The organism is Allobosea sp. CCNWLY174 (assembly GCF_037120455.1).
Taxonomy (GTDB): domain Bacteria; phylum Pseudomonadota; class Alphaproteobacteria; order Rhizobiales; family Beijerinckiaceae; genus Allobosea; species Allobosea lupini.
In genome coordinates, this window is the sequence record NZ_JBBBBQ010000014.1 from 20,921 (window position 1) to 37,525 (window position 16,605).

The following is a 16,605-nucleotide window of genomic DNA, read 5'->3' on the forward strand; positions in this document are numbered from 1 at the left end:
CGCATTAATTTGTATTAAGTATGCTACTTAATATGTTTTGGCAAGAGCGGCCGGGAGCGGCCCTCAGGTCTCTTCCGGGCCGAGCGCGAGGCAGTTCGCCGTTGCCCAGCCGACCGGGATGCGCTCGCCGCGCTGCAGAGCGGGCAGGCCGTCGCGAAAGGTCAGGCGGGCGGTGAAGCTTTCGGAGCCGCCGACGCGCAGGCGCAGGCGGGTGTGGTCTCCGTAATAGATGAGTTCCTCGATCACGGCGTCGAAGCGGTTCTCGCCGGCGGCGGCGGGGCCGATCAGGACCTTTTCGGGGCGAAGCGCCAATACGGCTTGTGCGCCGACCGGCAGGTCGGTGCCGGCCATGGCGCGGACCTCGCTGCCATCGGAGAGGCGCAGGCGACACTGGGCGCCATCGCGGGCGACAATGCTCCCGTCGAGCCTGTTGTTCTCGCCGATGAAGGAGGCGACGAAGGCGTTGGCCGGCTTCTCGTAGATCTCGTTCGGTGGCGCCAGTTGCTGGATGCGGCCATGATGGAAGACGGCGACGCGGTTCGACATGGTCAGCGCCTCGCCCTGGTCATGGGTAACGTAGACCACGGTGACGCCGAGCTGCTCGTGGATGTGCTTGATCTCGAGCTGCATGTGCTCGCGCAACTGCTTGTCGAGCGCGCCGAGCGGCTCGTCCATCAGCACGAGCTTGGGCCGGAAGACGAGGGCCCGGGCGAGCGCGACGCGCTGCTGCTGGCCCCCGGAGAGCTGCGTCGGGCGCCGGTCGGCGAGATGGCCGAGCTTGACCATGTCGAGCGCGCCCCGCACCCGCTCCTCGCGCTCCGCCCGGCTGACGCTTTGCATCTCCATCGGGAAGGAGAGGTTGGCGGCGACACTCATATGCGGGAACAGCGCATAGTTCTGGAAGACCACGCCGATGCCGCGCCGATGGGCCGGGACATTGTTCAGCGGGCGGCCGTCGAAAGTGATGGTGCCGCCGGAGGGGTCCTCGAAGCCGGCCAGCATCATCAGCGTCGTGGTCTTGCCCGAGCCGGAGGGGCCGAGCAGCGTGACGAACTCGCCGCGCTCGACGGCGAAGTCGAGCGACTTCACGACCTGCGTCGTGCCGTCATAGCTCTTGGTGACCTTGTCGAAGACGATGATGGGGTCGCTCATGCCAGTACTCATGCGGTCGGGCCGGAGGGGGAGGCCCCGCGTGCCTGCGCGCGCTTCCGGATGAATTCGTTGAGGGCCAGCAGCAGCACCGAGAAGAGGATCAGCAGCACGGCGGCGGCGGCGATGGTCGGGCTCAGGAATTCGCGCAGGCCGGCATACATCTGGCGCGGCAGGGTGAACTGGCCGGGGCTGGCGATGAACAGTGCCACGATCAGTTCGTCGAAGGATGTGGCGAAGGCGAAGAGCGCGCCGGTCGCTACGCCCGGCGCGATCAGCGGCAGCACGACGCGGCGGAAGGCGATCGCCGGATTGGCGCCGAGGCTGGCGGCGGCGCGCAGCAGGTTCTGGTCGAAGGTCTGCAGCGAGGCCAGCACCGTCAGCAGCACGAAGGGCACCGACAGCACGGTGTGGGCGAGGATCAGCCCGGTCAGCGTCGAGCCGAGGCCGACGAGCGACAGCGAGAAATACATGGCGATCGCGGTGACGATGACCGGCGTCACCATCGGCAGCGACAGGATGGCGAGCAGCAGCGCCTTGCCGGGGAAGCGGCCGAGGAAGATGCCGAAGGCGGCGAGTGTGCCGAGCAGGGTCGCCAGGACCATGGTGGCGATGCCGACGACGAAGCTGTTCCAGGTGGCGCCGAGCCAGCGGCTCGACGTGAAGAAGTCCTCGTACCAGCGCAGCGAGTAGCCCGGCGTCGGCAGCACCAGCAACTCGCCCGAGGAGAGCGAGAGCGGGAAGACGACGACGATCGGCGCGACCAGGAAGAGCAGGATCAGGGCCGTGGCGAGCGCCAGTGCGAGGCGTCCGATCGAGAGCTTGCGCGCAGGGGAGGAGGGAGCGGTGCCTGCCATCGCTCAGACCTTCACATTGCCGGAGCGGAAGCCGGGCACGATCAGCCGCGCGACGATGACGAGCAGGGCGGTCATCGCCATCAGCAGCGTCGCCAGCGCGGCGGCCATGCCCCAGTTCACCGAGGTGTTGGTGAAGAAGGCGATGAAGTAGCTGACCATCTGGTCGCCGGAACCGCCGACCAGGGCCGGCGTAATGTAGAAGCCGACCGAGAGCATGAACACCATCAGCGATCCCGCAGCGACGCCCGGCATGGTCAGCGGCAGGTAGATCCGCAGGAAGCGGCGCCAGCCCGGCGCGCCGAGCGAAGCGGCGGCGCGCATATAGTCGGGCTTGATGCCCTTCATCACGCCGTAGAGCGGCAGGATGGCGAAGGGCAGCAGCACATGGACCATGGCGAGATAGACGGCAAAGCGGGTGAAGATCATCGTCAGTGGCTGGTTGACGATGTCGAACGCCATCAGCAGCGCGTTGATCGGCCCCTCGCGCTGCAGGATGATGAACCAGGCGGTGGTCCGCACCAGGATCGAGGTCCAGAACGGGATCAGCACCAGCATCATCCCGGCATTGGCCCAGCCCTGCGGCAGGATCGAGAGCGTGTAGGCGACGGGATAGGCCAGCAGCGCGCAGATCACCGTGACGATCAGGCTGATCTCGAAGGTGCGCCAGAACAGCGGCAGGAAGACTGCATCCTCCGCGCCGGCATGGACGATGCCCTTGTCGGTCGGGCGCATATCGAGCGAACGCAGCAGATAGAGCGAGGTCCAGGGGCCGGTGGCGCGCTTGAACATGCGCCAGAGCTCAGGTTCGCCCCAGCGCGGATTGAGCGCGATCAGGCCATCCTTGATCGGAGGAGCCAATCGTGCGGAGGCGCGGGCAGCCTGCAGCAACAAGCTGCGAAGGCCGGTCTCCTCGAAGTTCAGGCGGCTGAGGACCGCTCCGGCCTCCTGGTTCTGCTGCGCGGCGCGCAGTTCCTCGACGATGGCGGCGAAGGCCTCGTCGGGCGGCAGGTCCTTGCCGTCCCAGGCGCGTAGGAGCGCCGCGGTGCGGGGCAGGGCGGTCGAGAACTCGGAATCGTCGACCGCCCGATAGAGCGTCGCCCCGAGCGGGACGAGGAAACTCAGCGTGACCAGGAGCAGGAGGGGCGCGATCAGCGCCGCCGCCAGCAGGTTCCGTCGTGACATGCCGAGTCCCCGTGCCCGCGCGCCGGCTTACTTCGCCAGCCAGGCGTTGAAGCGGGCCTCGAGGTCCTCACCGTGCTCGACCCAGAACTCGGTGTTGATGAAGAGCCCTTCCTTGGCGTGGTTGGCGACCATGCCGGGGTTCTTCTTGATGATCTCGGGGTTGTTGGCGACGGCGGCGTTGGCCGGCGACACCGCCCAGTCCTGCGCCAGGTTGGTCAGCGGCTTCTCGTCGGTCATGTAGCTGATCAGCTTCATGCCCTCGGCCTTGTTCGGCGAGTTGCGCACCACCGTCCAATAGTCGAACGAGAACAGCAGCGTGTTCCATTGCACCGGGTACTTGGCGCCGCCCTCATTGGCGCGGATCGTGCGCCCGACATAGCCGACGGCATAGGCCGCCTCGCCCGAGCCGACCAGCTGGAGCGGCTGCGTGCCCGACTTCCACCAGACGACATGCGGCTTGATCTGGTCGAGCTTGGCGAAGGCGCGCTTCTGCCCGTCCGGCGTGGCCAGCACCTTGTAGACATCCGCGGCCGGCACGCCGTCGGCGATCAGGGCGATCTCGAGCGTCATCTTGGCGCCGGAACGGAGCGAGCGCTTGCCGGGGAACTTCCGGACGTCCCAGAGCTCGGCATAGTTCGCCGGGCCGGTGGGATTCCGGGCCTGGTCGTAGAACAGGCTGACGCCCCAGCCGACGGCGCCGGCACCGCAGGCGGTGGTGCCGCCGCGGATGAACTTCTTCTGGTCGATGACGCTCCAGTCGAGCTTCTCGAAGACGCCGTCCTCGCAGCCGCGGGCGAGCTCGGGCGCCTCGACCATGATCACGTCGTAGGTGACGTCGTTCGACTTCACCATCGAATAGATCTTGGCCATCTCGCCATTGTAGACGTCGTCGGCGACCTTGACGCCCTTTTCCGTCGCATAGCCCTGGAACAGGTGCTTGCGGGCATTGTCCTGAAAACCGCCCCCGAAGCCGACGACCATCAGGTCGCGTGCCTGGGCAGGAGCCGCTGCCGAGGCCAGTCCGAGCGCGAACAGCCCCGCGCAGGCAAATCTCGTCGTCTTCATGCTCATCCCCTCGTTCTTATGGATATCAAGCCCGGGTTTCGACGGCCATCGACGGTAGTCCTGCTGCCGCGTCAAGCCGCCCGCCACCCACGTGACAAGCGTATTGGTATTTTTGATATGATGATGATACATATCTGTCAACGGCTACCCGACGCCGTGCTCTCCAGGGACCTCCGATGACCGCAGCCACGCTCTCGCTCGATCCGATCTCGCCGGCGATCCGCCCGACCCAGCAGGATTCGGACCAGCGCTATCGCTATCAGCACTATATCGACGGGGCTTTCATCGATCCGGCGAGCAATGCGTGGCTGGAGACATCGGACCCTGTGACAGGCGAGGACTGGGCCTGGGTGGCGCGCGGCGATGCCGCCGATGTCGAGCGGGCGGTCACTGCGGCGCATCGCGCCTTCTCGGAAGGAGCCTGGCCGGCGCTATCGGCTTCGGGGCGCGGCGCGCTGCTGCGCAGGCTCGGCGACCTCATCACCGAGAACGCCGATTGGCTGGCGCGGGTCGAGATGCGGGACAACGGCAAGCTCTTCGCCGAGCTCTCGATGCAGATGCGCTATATGGCGAACTATTATTACTACTATGGCGGGCTGGCCGATAAGATCGAAGGCACGGTGATCCCGACCGACAAGCCCGGCGTGTTCAACTACACCAGGCCGGAGCCGATCGGCGTCGTCGCCTGCATCATGCCGTGGAACTCGCCGCTGCCGCTGACCAGCCTCAAACTGGCGCCGGCCCTGGCGGCCGGCTGCACCGTCGTGCTGAAGCCGTCGGAGTTCACCTCGGCCTCGCTGCTCGAATTCGTCAAGCTGGTCGAGGCGGCCGGCTTCCCCAAGGGCGTCGTCAACGTCATCACCGGCTATGGCGCCGAGGTCGGCGACGCGCTGATCAGCCACAAGCTGGTCGAGCGCATCGCCTTCACCGGCGGGCCCGAGGCCGGGCGGATGATCAACGAGAAGGCCGCCCGCCATATGAAGCGAGTGACGCTGGAGCTCGGCGGCAAGTCGCCGAACATCGTCTTCGACGACGCCGAACTCGACCAGGCGATCAAGGGCGCGGTCGCCGGCATCTTTGCGGCCTCGGGCCAGACCTGCGTCGCCGGCTCGCGCCTGCTGGTGCAGGACACGATCCACGACGCCTTCGTCGAGCGGCTGAAAGCCTTCATCGCCGATGTCAGGTTCGGCCATCCCTCCGATCCGGCAACGCAGGTCGCGCCGATCTCGACCAGGCCGCAGCTCGAGAAGATCAAGTCCTATGTCGAGATCGCCAAGTCCGAGGGCGCCCGCCTCGTCGCCGGCGGCGAGCCGGCGTCGGTGCCCGGTTATCCGAAGGGGCTGTTCTTCAAGCCGACCATCTTCGTCGACGTGAAGAACAGCATGCGCATCGCCCAGGAGGAGGTATTCGGCCCGGTGCTGTCGGTGATCCGCTTCAAGGACGAGGACGAGGCGGTCCGCATCGCCAACGACACGCAGTTCGGCTTGGCTGCAGGCATCTGGACGCAGTCGATGCGCCGGGCGCTGACCATGGCGAACCGGGTCCGCGCCGGCACGGTCTGGGTCAACAACTACCGCTCGACCAGCACGACCTCGCCTTTCGGCGGCTTCAAGATGAGCGGCGTCGGGCGCGAGGGCGGCATCGCCGGTATCCGCGAGTACATGGAGACCAAGAGCGTCTGGATCTCGACGGCGACGGACATCCCGAACCCGTTCATCCGGCGCTGAAGCGCCAGCACGGGAGCGGCGTCCTAAGCGACGCCGCTGTCGGTGATCATCGCCTTCCAGGGCGTGCCCAGGTTCTGGCCGTCGATCGAGTACTGCACGCGGTATTCGTAGCGGTCTGGCCGGTAGAGCGCCTGCAGCAATTCGATCAGGCGCGCGTTCTCGTCGCGGACATGGCGGGTCATCGCCACCAGTGGCGTGCCGATCGCGACGTCGAGATGCGGCGCCACATCGGAATCGGCGAGCACGGCCGTGATCTTCTCCTCGAACCGGGCAAGCTTGACGCCCGCGGCGGCGAGCGTGGCGGAGACCGGCAGCGACGAGATCGCGGTGCGCGGCACCAGCGGGGCAAGGTCGGCGGGGAGATAGCAGAGCGTGTGCGAGATCGGCGAGCGCTCGTCGCCGCGGACGCGCTCGATCCGCAACAGCTCCGTGCCGTCGGCGATCTCGAAGGTCTGGGCAAGCAACGGCGAGGGTCGGACGAAATCATAGGCCAGCAAGGCGACCTTCGTCTTGCGGGCGAGCGATATCTGGTTGTTCAGCAACTGGCTCGCGGGCTCGCCCAGCTCGTTCGCCGGCGTCAGCGGAAAGGTGCCGCGACCGCGCTGGCGCAGGACGCGGCCCTCGCGCTCCAGCCTCTCCATCGCCTTGCGGATGGTGACCCGCGACACGCTGAAGGTCTCGGCGAGGTCGTCCTCGCTCGGGATCGGGGAGCCCTGCGGGTAGGATCCGTCCATGATCTTCTGGAGCAGCATGACGTAGACGCGGTGATAGAGCGGGATGACGTCCCGTTCCGACGAAGGCCGCTCAGCCGCCGTACCCGTCTGCGGTCTCGCCATGGATTGCCTTCCCGGATTCGTCGTGGGGAATCGCTAGCATGTATGGTCTGGAATACCAATCGGGCCGCTGCCCGCGGAAGTATGTTGTATTATGTTTATATCATTGATACTTATTTTCAAGTTTTGACGCCCACGCCCAATCGACGCCTATGAGAGATGCGATGAGTGACAGCCTCGACGCCGCAGACCGCCAGCGCTTCGCCGGCTCCTATGCGCATCGCAAGAGCGCGCTGTCCCATCTCGCGTATGGCGTCTCCTCGACTCCGCGCGCGACGCAGAACCCGGTGGCGATTGCGGTCGAGCGCGGCGAGGGCGCCCATGTCGTCGACGTCGACGGCAATCGCTTCACCGACTACGCGCTCGGCTACGGCCCGCTGATCCTTGGCCACACGCCGCCTTCGGTGCTCGCAGCCATCCAGAACGAGCTCGGCCGCGGCCTGCGGACGGCGAGCGTACATCGCGGCGAGGCGGAGCTGGCCGAGCTGATCGCGGCTTGCGTACCTTCGGCCGAACAGACGAGCTTCGTCAGCACCGGCACCGAGGCGATCCAGCTCGCCCTGCGTGTCGCGCGCGCCGCGACGGGCCGAGTCAAGATCATCAAGTTCCGGGCCAACTATCATGGCTGGGCCGACGGCATCCATGTCGGCAATGCGATCGGGCAGGACGGCGCCTCGGCGCTTGGCCAGGATCCGCAGGCGGCGCAGAGCGTGACGCTGGTGGATTGGGGCGATGCCGGGCAGGTCGAGGCGGTGCTCGATGCCAGTTTCGCTGCCGTCATCGTCGAGCCTGCCGCGATCAATGGCGGCTGCTTCGAGCCGCCTGCCGGCTTCCTGGAGCGCCTGCGGACGGCGACGCAGCGCTGCGGTGCGCTGCTGATCTTCGACGAGGTGATCACCGGCTTCCGCCTCGCCCTCGGCGGCGCGCAGGAACGCTATGGCGTGACGCCGGATCTCAGCGTGCTGGGCAAGGCGCTCGGCGCCGGCCTGCCGATCAGCGCGGTCTCGGGCAGCCGCGCAGCGATGGAGATCCTGTCGAGCGGCCGGCTGATGCATCGCGGCACCTTCAACGGCAATCCGCTCTCGGTGGCGGCGGCGATCGCCTGCCTCAAGGTGCTGCAGGCCGAGCGCGGGGAAATCTATCCGCGCATGGAGGGGTTCGCGGCGCAGCTATGCGGGTTCCTGAACGATCAGGCCATACGTCGCGGCGTTCCGATCCGGGCGCGCCAGGCCGGGGCGGCCTTTCAGATATTTGCCGCCAACGGGCCGGTCGAGACGCTGCGCGACACGGCGAAGGTCGACAAGGACAAGACGCTGGTCTTCACCGGTGCCCTGCTCAGACAGGGGGTGATGACCCTGCCGCGCGGTCTCTGCTACCTGTCATCCGCCCACAGCCTCGCCGATATCGAGGCGACCGAAGCGGCGATCGCGGTGGCGACTGAGACGATGGCGCGATCGACGGCGGCGTGAAGCACAGCGTGTTCGGCCGGGCGCCGCCGCCGCCTCAGGACTGCAGCATCTTGAAGTGGCTGCAGTATTCCCGGTAGCTCGACTGCAGGATCTTCTCGCCGCCGCGGATCTTCAGCGTCTCGGCGACGGCGAGGCCGAGTTCCTTCGCCTGCTCTCCCGGCTCGTCCTGCGTCGCGACGACCCGCTCATGGCCGTCGAGCGAGGTGATCTGTGCCTGCAGGCTCAGCCGCTCGTCCTGCCAGTTGCAGACGGCGCCGACGGGCAGGCTGCAGCCGGCCCCGAGCGCATGCATCATCTCGCGCTCGGCATCGACCTCGGCCCTGGTCTTGCGGCACTCGATCGAGCGCAGGATCTCGACCAGCTCGGTATCTTCGCCGCGCGCCTCGATGCCCAGCGCCCCCTGGCCGACGGCATAGGGAAATGCGACCGGATCGAGGAATTCCGAAGAGCGGGCACCGAGGCCGAGGCGCTCCAGCCCGGCATGGGCCAGGATGACGGCATCGAGCGCATCGTCCCCCTCGATCTTGGCGAGGCGCGGGCCGATATTGCCGCGGATGGGGACGACGGTGACGTCGGGCCGCAGGCTCAGGATCTGCGCGCGGCGGCGCAGCGAGCCGGTTCCGACCCGCGCGCCTTCCGGCAGCTCTTCGAGCACCGAGCCGCACAGGACATCGCGCGGATCCTCGCGCTTGGGCACCGACGCCAGAACGAGTCCGTCGCGAAGGAGGGTCGGCAGATCCTTGAGGGAGTGGACGACGAAATCGACTTCCTTGCGGAGCAACTGCTCCTCATGCTCGGTGGTGAAGACGCCGATCATGCCGAACTGATGGAACTCGGAGACCCTGTCGCGATCGGCGACGGTCGAAATCGGGCAGATCTCGAACTCGATATGCGGATACAATGCCCGAATTGAACCAATTACAAAGTTGGTTTGCGTCATGGCAAGGGGACTGCGGCGGGTGCCAACGCGAAGAAGCATAATTCGAGTAACCTGTTTGCGCCGTGCACGCGCGATCGCGCACCGTCTAGCAGGTGCGATCCCGGAGTGAAAGTGCGGCAGATTCGCCGGCTCGGGAGCGCTCGCAAGGCGCTTTTCCGATGCCGCGCGCGCTGAAAATGCCGGGAAAGGCCGCTCCCATCCCTCCGCCGCATCTCCCCTCGACGCGAACGGGCGCAGCATGCAAATTATCCCTCAGGGAGCGGCCGGCTCCTTCCTTCACCTGGTTCGCCGCATGCGTCGCCGCTCCTTCCTGGTTGCCCTGGCATCATGCGGTCTTGCCGTCTCGGCGCGCCCGGCGGAGCCACCTAAGAGGGTGGCCCTGCTGATCGGGCTGCCGCTCGACCATCCCGTCGTGAGCGCGCGCATGGCCGAGCTCTATCGGATGCTGGCCGAGCGAGGCTGGATCGACGGCAAGAATCTGCAGGTCAGCAGCAAGGTCTCAGGGGCGAGCGAGGCAGACCTTGCCCGCGCCGCGGCCGAAGTGGTCGCCGGCAATCCGGACATCATCATCGTCGGCTCCAGCACCGAGACTGCCGCCGTGCTGGCGAAGACACGGCGGATCCCGGTGCTGTTCTCCACAGCCTCCGATCCGGTCGGCAGCGGCTTCGTGCGCTCGCTCGAACGCCCCGACGGAAACGCGACGGGCTTCAGCAACAACGACCCCGCCATGTCGGAGAAGTGGGTCGAGCTCCTGACCGAGATCGCGCCGGCGACGCGGCGCATCGGGGTGGTCTTCAATCCTCACTCGACGCCGGCGGCCGGCGCGACCTATCTCGCCCGCCTGCAGGCGACGACGCCGGCGGGCGGGCCAGTCTTCGAGACGGTCAACGTGACCGAACCGTCCGGGATCGACAGGCAGATCGCGGGCTTTGCCGGCAAGGGAGCCGGCGGCGGCCTGGTCTTCCTGCCGGACAGCTTCACGTTCCGCAATGCCGCGATCTGTGCCGCCGCTGCCGCGCGCCTCGCCCTGCCCGCCGTTTATCCGTTCGACGCCTTCACCCAGCAGGGCGGGTTGATGTCCTATGCCGGCGCGCGCGAAGAGACGTCCGAGATGATCGCCTCCTATGTCGACCTCATCCTGCGCGGAGCCGACGTCGCCGAACTTCCGGTGCAGTTCTCGCGCAGTTTCGAGCTCGTCATCAACGAGAAAGCCGCGGCGGCCCTGGGCTTGAGCCTGCCGGCCTCGCTGCGGATCCGGGCGCAACGGATCTTGTCGTGACGCAGCAGGATCGTTCGGCGGGGCAGCACGGTACGCCACGCCGGCGCGGCGAGCTCGCCCGCAAATATGCGCTGTTCGTCGGCCTTGCGATCTGCCTTGCCCTCGGGCTCAACACGGCGATCGCGACCTTCTTCGCCTTCTCGGACCAGCGGGCCCTGCTGGTCCGGGTCCAGGAGGAGCAGGCCAGGGCGGCGGCCCAGAGGATCGGCGCTTTCGTCGCCGACATCATGGGGCATCTCGACTGGGCCTCCCAAAGCGGCGCCAGCAGCAATTCGCCGGAGGAGCGCCGGCTCGACGGCCTGCGGTTGATGCGGCAGGTGCCTGCCGTGCTCGAGCTGCGCCAGATCGACCCGGTCGGGCGCGAGCAGCTCCTGTTGTCGCGCTATGCGCGCGACCGGGCAGATGGCGGCACCGACTGGTCGGCCGATCCCGGCTTCCAGCTTGCGATGGCACAGGGCAGCTTTTACAGCGAGGTCGAATTCCGGCGCGGCTCGGAACCGCACATGGTGCTGCTCAAGCGGGCGTCGTCGCCTCCGCACTGGGTTGCGCGAGCCACCGTCAATCTCGTGTTCATCCGGGAGCTGGTCTCCCGCCTCAAGGTCGGCGAGGCCGGCCGCGCCTATATCGTCACCCGCTCAGGGCGCCTGATCGCTCATCCCGACCTGCGTTTCGTGCTGCGTAACACGAATCTCGCCGCGCTCGTGAGCGCGCATGAGGCAGCCGGCGCGGCCAGAGCCGGGCTTTCGGTGACGGATATCGAGGGCCGGCGTGTCCTGTCGGTGATGGCGCCGGTTCCGGCCCTCGACTGGAACGTGGTGATCGACCTGCCGGAGAGCGAAGCCTTCGCGCCGATCCATGCGTCGATCCTGCGCTCGCTCACGGTGCTGCTGGTCGCCCTGCTGGTCGCGGTGCTGGCCGGCATCATGCTCAGCCGCAGGCTGGTCGCGCCGATCAAGGCGCTCGGAGAGGGGGCCGCACGCATTGGCCGCGGCGAGCTCGAGGGGCGGATTGCGATCCGCACGGGCGACGAACTGCAGGAACTGGGCGAGCAGTTCAACGTGATGGCGGGGCAGCTGGCGGAAAGCCGTGCCGTATTGGAGGACAAGGTCGCCGAGCGCACTGCGGCCCTGGAGCAGGCGCTGCGGCTAGCCTCCGCCGGGCAGAAGGCGGCGGAGGAGGCGACGCGGGCCAAGTCCCGGTTCCTGGCGGTGGTCGGGCATGATATCCGCACGCCGCTCGCCGGCGTGCTCGGCGTTCTCGAACTGATCGACCGCCGCCGCATGAGCCAGCGCGACCGCCGCCTCGTCGCCATGGCCGCGACCTCGGGCGAGGCGCTGGTCGACCTTGCCAATGCGACGCTCGACCTGTCGCGGCTGGAGGCCGGGACCGAAGGGCTGGATCGGCGTGACTTCGACCTCGGCCCCCTCCTTGGCGCAGCAGTGGCACTGATGCGCCCGCCCGCCGAGCAGAAGGGTCTTGTCCTGACGCTGCGCTCGCCGCCCGAAGGGCTGCGCCTGCACGGCGATGCAGGCAAGATCCACCGGATCCTGGTCAACCTGCTGCGCAATGCGATCAGCTTCACTGAAGCGGGCAAGGTGGAGCTCGGGGCCGACTTGCAGCGCGCCTCGGCGGGGAAAGGCCTCGAGCTGACCTTGACGGTTCGCGATACCGGCATCGGCATCGATCCGGTCATGCAACCGCAGATCTTCCAGGATTTCGTGCAGGTCGATCCGGAAACCGGGCGGCGCAATGGTGGCGTCGGTCTCGGCCTGGCGATTTGCAGCAAGCTGGCCGAGCTGATGGGCGGCTCGATCTCCGTCGTCAGCGCCAGAGGTCAGGGCAGCACCTTCTCCGTCAGGCTGCCGGTAACGGCGGCCAAGGCTGCCGCCCGGCCAGGCGAGGCGGCGACGGGGCAGCTGCAGACGATTCTCGTGGTCGACGACGATCCGGTCACGCGGGAGGTCGCGCGGCTCATGGTCGGCAAGGCCGGCCACAAGGTGCAGGCCGCGGCTTCCGGCGAGGCCGCGCTGAAGACGCTGCGCCGGCGGTCCTTCGATCTCGTGCTGCTCGACATGCACATGACCGGGATCGATGGCATCGAGACCACACTGGCGATCCGCGAGATCACCGGCATCGCGCAGCCGCGCATTGTCGCGCTGACGGCCGATGTCTCGCCGGAGACGATGCGGCGCATGCGTGCGGCGGGATTGACCACGATCCTGTCGAAGCCGATCACCTCCGCCGCTTTGCTGCAGGTGATCGGGCGCGGCAGCAGCCGCGGTGGCCGGAGCAAGGTCGTGGCGCTTTCGGCGGACCAGCCTGTCGATGCGGCCTTCTTCGGGACGCAGCGCCGCCTGATCGGCCATGAGCGCACGCGGCAGCTCGTACTGCTGTTCGCGACAGTGTCCGGGACGATCCTGACCCAGATGCAGGCCGCCCTGCCGATGTTGGACCGCAGCGAGTTGAAGCGGCTGGCCCATCAATTGGGGAGCTCGGCCGGGGCGGTCGGGCTCGGGCAGGTCCTTGCGCTCGCAAGCGCGCTCGAACGCGATGCGGCGAGAGCCGACCGGGGAGCGCTCGCGGCTGCGGTCGAAGCGCTCGGGCTGGCCCGCAGCGACGCCCTGGATGCCTTGGCCGGATTGGAGGAGGCACCGGCGACCGCCGACGCGGTGTGAGGCCAGATAGCCTCGGGTGCTTTTACGATCTGGCCGGTCCGCGAAGGTCCAAGGCATTGACGAGACAAGATGCGGGCGAGACAAGACGCGCCTGATCCAACCTGGCGCGGCCGCCGGGCGGCCTCGGGAAAAGGGACGACTTCGCCATGACAGCCAGCAACCGCATCGTCCTCTCCAGTGACCATGCCGCCATTCCGCTCCGCCAGGCCATCGCCGCCCATGTCGCGGCGCAGGGCTGGGCGGTGGTCGATATCGGGCCGACGACGCCGGAGAGCACGCCTTATCCCAAGCATGGCGAAGCTGCGGCACGGCTCGTCGCCTCCGGCGACTGCCGGCTCGGCATCATCCTGTGCGGCACCGGGCAGGGCATCATGATGGCGGCGAACAAGGTCAAGGGCATTCGCTGCGGAGTCTGCGCCGACACGTTCTCAGCCCGCATGATCCGTCAGCACAACGACGCCAACATGCTGTCGATCGGTGCGCGGGTTGTCGGTGAAGGGCTGGCGCTCGACATCGTCGATGCGTTCCTGAGCGCCGGGTTCGAGGGTGGCCGGCATGCGACGCGGGTGGAGATGATCGGGGCGCTCGAGGGCTAAATGCGCTCGACGGGGACGCCGATCTTGTAGCCCTTGCCGCTGACGGTCGCGATGATCCCCGACTTGTCGGTGTCCCCGAGCTTCTTGCGTAGGCGTGCGACCAGGGCATCGACGCTGCGTGCGTCGACATCGGTGAAGCGGTTGCTGATGACCTCGATCAGATAGTCGCGACTGAGAGGATGGCCATTGCTCTCGATGAGCGCGGCCAAGAGATCGAACTCGCCGCGCGTCAGGCGCATGGGCTCGCCGTTGTTCATCGCGAGCTCGCGGCGCAGCAGGTCGATCGTGAAGGGTCCAAAGAGCGCCACGGTGTTGCGGCGCGCCGTGTCGCGCTCGGTCCGGCGGCGGCGCAGCAGGGAACGGGCCCTGGCAAGCAAGTCGCGCAAGTCGACCGGCTTGCTGACATAGTGATCGCCGGCGAGCTCGAGCCCGACGATGCGATCGACATCGGCGTCGCGCCTTGTCACGAAAATGATGCCGGCATCGGAGGCCGATTGGAGTTCCCGGGCGAGCTCCAGGCCGTCGCCGTCCGGCAGGACGACATCGATGAAGACCAGGTCCGGCCTGAAGCGCCGCACCGCCTGCCTGGCCTGGGCGATGGTCTCGGCTTCCTCGACCCGGAAGCCCTGATCGGTGAAATAGCCGGCGATGACCGTGCGGGTGACGGGGTCGTCCTCGACGATGACGAGCCGGTCGCGGAAGGTCGCATCCATCAGCTCTGCTTCGCCTGTCGGCGCTCCGATTCCGGCACGATTCGGCCGAGCGGACGATTCTACAGGGACGGGTACCCCGCAAGCGGTCGAGCCTGCGGATGTTGACGGCTGTTCACCGCGCGGTCAAAGGCCGACCGGCTATCCACCGTCAGTTCCATCAGCGAGCTGCCGAGGAGATGAGGTCATATGCTGCCAGGCCGGGCTGCCGGCCTGGCGTTGTCGTATAGCGCGTTCAGATCACGCGGCGCGGGTCGAGCGCGTCGCGCAGGCCATCGCCGATGAAGTTGATCGACAGCACGGTCAGGAAGATCGCCGCGCCCGGGAACAACGCCCAGTGCGGGGCGGTGTCGAGATGGTCCTTGGCATCGAAGAGCAGGCGCCCCCAGGTCGGGATATCCGGCGGAAAGCCGAGGCCGAGGAAGGAGAGCGTGGACTCCGCGATGATCGCAGAGGAGACCTCAATCGTCGACGCGACAATGACGGGCCCGAGCGCGTTGGGCAGGATGTGGCGCGTCATCTGCCGGAGCTTGGTGGCCCCCTGGGCCTTGGCGGCCTCGACGAACTCCTTTTCGCGCAGCGAGAGGAACTGCGCACGGACCAGCCGGGCGACCGGCATCCAGCGCAGGCCGCCGATGACGACGACGATCAGGATGAAGACGCCGCCTTCGACGCCGAACACCGCCTTGAGCTGCTCGCGGAACAGGTAGATCACCAGCAGCAGCAGCGGCAGCTGCGGCAGCGACAGGAACAGGTCCGTCACCCACATCAGCACGGGGTCGGCGATCTTGCGCGACATGCCGGCCAGAGCGCCGATCACGACGCCGACGGTGGTCGCGACCACCATGGCGGCGAGGCCGACGGCGAGGGAGATCCGGCCGCCATACATCATCCGCGCCAGGATATCCTGGCCAAGATCGTCGGTGCCGAAGGGATGCGCCAGCGACGGGCCCTGCAACGTCGCCGAAAAGTCGATGTCGTTGATCGGGATGGTCCACACCCAGGGACCGACGACCACGCCGAGGATCAGCAGCGCCAGGATGAGAGTGCTCGCCATGGCGAGCTTGTGGCGGCGGAAACGCCGCCAGGTTTCGCGGCCGGGCGAGACCGATACGGTCGCGGCGGCCACTGCGGCCACGGCCGGGTCAGCCGAAGGAGATGCGAGGGTCGAGCCAGCCATAGAGCAGGTCCGCAATGAGGTTGAAGAGGACGACCAGGCAGGCGAAGACGAAGGTCACGGCCATGATCACGGGGGTGTCGTTGGCGAGGATCGCGTCGATCAGCAGCGAGCCGATGCCGGGGATCCGGAAGATCTGCTCGGTGACGATGGCGCCGCCGAAGACCGCCGGCATCTGCAGGGCGACGAGCGTCACGACCGGAATCAGCGCGTTGCGGGTGATGTGCCGCAGCGTGACCCGCTTCTCGCTCAGGCCCTTGGCGCGGGCCGTCGTGACATAGTCGAGCCGGATCACGTCAAGCACGGCCGAGCGGACATAGCGGGTATACGACGCAGCCTGGAACAGGCCGAGTACCGTGATCGGCATGATCGCCTGACGGAACATCTCCCAATACCAGCGCCAGCCGCTGGCAGCGATGTCGGAGCGATAGACGAAGGGGAACCAGTCGAGCTTGATCGAGAACAGCAGGATCAGGAGCAGGCCGGTGAAGAAGGTCGGCAGCGAGAAGCCGACGAAGGCGAGCGTGTTGGCGATCTGGTCGAAGACCGAATAGGGCCGCGTCGCCGCGTAGATCCCAACCGGCAGCGCGATGCACAGCGCCAGGATCTGCGAGGTGCCGACGACGAAGAGCGTGGTCGGCACGCGCTGCATGATCAGGGTGTCGACATCGATGCGGCTGGCGAAGGAGAAGCCCCAGTCGCCCTGCGCCATGGCCGAAAGCCAGCGCAGATAGCGCACCATGATCGGGTCGTTCAGGCCGAAGCTGGCGCGCAGCGCCTCACGGACCTCGGGCGGGACGTTGGGGTTGGTCGCCATCTCCGAGAACGGGTCGCCCGGCGCCAGCGCCAGGACCGTGAACAGGATCAGGCTGATGCCGAGCAGGCTCGGTATGGCGATCAGCAATCGCCGCAGAAGATAGGTCGCCATCAAGGATTCCCGTGAAGC

The 16,605-nt window shown here is 67.3% G+C and carries 14 protein-coding genes; 5 read left to right on the plus strand and 9 right to left on the minus strand.

Annotation, left to right across the window (positions count from 1 at the left end; genetic code table 11):
• Positions 1-63: 63 nt before the first annotated feature.
• From V7S63_RS26880 to V7S63_RS26895, 4 genes are read right to left on the minus strand one after another with little or no spacing between them, the layout of a single operon-like run.
• Complete coding sequence (locus tag V7S63_RS26880) at positions 64-1,152, minus strand: ABC transporter ATP-binding protein (protein WP_336532567.1); 1,089 nt, start codon at positions 1,150-1,152, stop codon at positions 64-66.
• A gap of 8 nt (positions 1,153-1,160) precedes the next feature.
• Positions 1,161-2,006, minus strand: coding sequence for an ABC transporter permease (locus V7S63_RS26885; RefSeq protein ID WP_336532568.1), 846 nt, complete (start codon positions 2,004-2,006; stop codon positions 1,161-1,163).
• A gap of 3 nt (positions 2,007-2,009) precedes the next feature.
• Positions 2,010-3,188 carry an ABC transporter permease gene (locus V7S63_RS26890; RefSeq protein WP_336532569.1) on the minus strand — a complete coding sequence of 393 codons (1,179 nt, stop codon included), beginning with the start codon at positions 3,186-3,188 and terminating at the stop codon, positions 2,010-2,012.
• A gap of 27 nt (positions 3,189-3,215) precedes the next feature.
• Complete coding sequence (locus V7S63_RS26895; RefSeq protein ID WP_336532570.1) at positions 3,216-4,253, minus strand: ABC transporter substrate-binding protein; 1,038 nt, start codon at positions 4,251-4,253, stop codon at positions 3,216-3,218.
• 176 nt (positions 4,254-4,429) lie between these two features.
• On the opposite strand from V7S63_RS26895, the gene V7S63_RS26900 reads away from it, so the two are divergent.
• Positions 4,430-5,980: an aldehyde dehydrogenase gene (locus V7S63_RS26900; protein WP_336532571.1), complete on the plus strand. Its 1,551-nt coding sequence runs from the start codon at positions 4,430-4,432 to the stop codon at positions 5,978-5,980.
• Between the two features lie 23 nt (positions 5,981-6,003).
• On the opposite strand, the gene V7S63_RS26905 is transcribed toward V7S63_RS26900, so the two are convergent.
• The gene (locus V7S63_RS26905; protein WP_336532572.1) at positions 6,004-6,816 is read right to left on the minus strand and encodes a GntR family transcriptional regulator; all 813 of its coding nucleotides are present in this window, start codon (positions 6,814-6,816) and stop codon (positions 6,004-6,006) included.
• Between the two features lie 161 nt (positions 6,817-6,977).
• Here V7S63_RS26905 and V7S63_RS26910 point away from each other — a divergent pair, with 161 nt between their 5' ends.
• Positions 6,978-8,282 carry an aspartate aminotransferase family protein gene (locus V7S63_RS26910; RefSeq protein WP_336532573.1) on the plus strand — a complete coding sequence of 435 codons (1,305 nt, stop codon included), beginning with the start codon at positions 6,978-6,980 and terminating at the stop codon, positions 8,280-8,282.
• A gap of 34 nt (positions 8,283-8,316) precedes the next feature.
• On the opposite strand, the gene hemC is transcribed toward V7S63_RS26910, so the two are convergent.
• Complete coding sequence (gene hemC / locus V7S63_RS26915) at positions 8,317-9,261, minus strand: hydroxymethylbilane synthase (protein ID WP_091836732.1); 945 nt, start codon at positions 9,259-9,261, stop codon at positions 8,317-8,319.
• A gap of 334 nt (positions 9,262-9,595) precedes the next feature.
• Between hemC and V7S63_RS26920 the strand changes: the two genes are divergently transcribed.
• The 3 genes from V7S63_RS26920 (at position 9,596) to rpiB (ending at position 13,772) form a co-directional block, all read left to right on the plus strand.
• On the plus strand, positions 9,596-10,501 hold the full coding sequence (locus V7S63_RS26920) for an ABC transporter substrate-binding protein (protein WP_336532574.1): 906 nt from the start codon (positions 9,596-9,598) through the stop codon (positions 10,499-10,501).
• Positions 10,498-13,176: an ATP-binding protein gene (locus V7S63_RS26925; protein WP_336532575.1), complete on the plus strand. Its 2,679-nt coding sequence runs from the start codon at positions 10,498-10,500 to the stop codon at positions 13,174-13,176. Before V7S63_RS26920 ends, V7S63_RS26925 begins: the two co-directional genes overlap by 4 nt.
• Positions 13,177-13,322: 146 nt before the next feature.
• Positions 13,323-13,772 carry a ribose 5-phosphate isomerase B gene (gene rpiB / locus V7S63_RS26930; protein WP_100963742.1) on the plus strand — a complete coding sequence of 150 codons (450 nt, stop codon included), beginning with the start codon at positions 13,323-13,325 and terminating at the stop codon, positions 13,770-13,772.
• On the opposite strand, the gene V7S63_RS26935 is transcribed toward rpiB, so the two are convergent.
• The 3 genes from V7S63_RS26935 to V7S63_RS26945 form a co-directional block, all read right to left on the minus strand.
• On the minus strand, positions 13,769-14,485 hold the full coding sequence (locus tag V7S63_RS26935; protein ID WP_100963740.1) for a response regulator: 717 nt from the start codon (positions 14,483-14,485) through the stop codon (positions 13,769-13,771). The two genes, rpiB and V7S63_RS26935, sit on opposite strands and share 4 nt — an antisense overlap.
• Positions 14,486-14,717: 232 nt before the next feature.
• Positions 14,718-15,662: an ABC transporter permease gene (locus V7S63_RS26940; RefSeq protein WP_091836721.1), complete on the minus strand. Its 945-nt coding sequence runs from the start codon at positions 15,660-15,662 to the stop codon at positions 14,718-14,720.
• Positions 15,628-16,587: an ABC transporter permease gene (locus tag V7S63_RS26945; RefSeq protein WP_091836719.1), complete on the minus strand. Its 960-nt coding sequence runs from the start codon at positions 16,585-16,587 to the stop codon at positions 15,628-15,630. The genes V7S63_RS26940 and V7S63_RS26945 overlap by 35 nt, the downstream gene beginning before the upstream one ends.
• Between the last annotated feature and the right edge of the window lie 18 nt (positions 16,588-16,605).

Coding starts and splice junctions, on each gene's coding strand:
- V7S63_RS26945 (WP_091836719.1), bottom strand. CDS start 16,587: ATGGCGACCTATCTTCTGCGGCGATTGCTGATCGCCATACCGAGCCTG.
- V7S63_RS26880 (WP_336532567.1), bottom strand. CDS start 1,152: ATGAGCGACCCCATCATCGTCTTCGACAAGGTCACCAAGAGCTATGAC.
- V7S63_RS26895 (WP_336532570.1), bottom strand. CDS start 4,253: ATGAAGACGACGAGATTTGCCTGCGCGGGGCTGTTCGCGCTCGGACTG.
- V7S63_RS26890 (WP_336532569.1), bottom strand. CDS start 3,188: ATGTCACGACGGAACCTGCTGGCGGCGGCGCTGATCGCGCCCCTCCTG.
- rpiB (WP_100963742.1), top strand. CDS start 13,323: ATGACAGCCAGCAACCGCATCGTCCTCTCCAGTGACCATGCCGCCATT.
- V7S63_RS26885 (WP_336532568.1), bottom strand. CDS start 2,006: ATGGCAGGCACCGCTCCCTCCTCCCCTGCGCGCAAGCTCTCGATCGGA.
- V7S63_RS26940 (WP_091836721.1), bottom strand. CDS start 15,662: ATGGCTGGCTCGACCCTCGCATCTCCTTCGGCTGACCCGGCCGTGGCC.
- V7S63_RS26900 (WP_336532571.1), top strand. CDS start 4,430: ATGACCGCAGCCACGCTCTCGCTCGATCCGATCTCGCCGGCGATCCGC.
- V7S63_RS26935 (WP_100963740.1), bottom strand. CDS start 14,485: ATGGATGCGACCTTCCGCGACCGGCTCGTCATCGTCGAGGACGACCCC.
- hemC (WP_091836732.1), bottom strand. CDS start 9,261: ATGCTTCTTCGCGTTGGCACCCGCCGCAGTCCCCTTGCCATGACGCAA.
- V7S63_RS26905 (WP_336532572.1), bottom strand. CDS start 6,816: ATGGCGAGACCGCAGACGGGTACGGCGGCTGAGCGGCCTTCGTCGGAA.
- V7S63_RS26910 (WP_336532573.1), top strand. CDS start 6,978: ATGAGTGACAGCCTCGACGCCGCAGACCGCCAGCGCTTCGCCGGCTCC.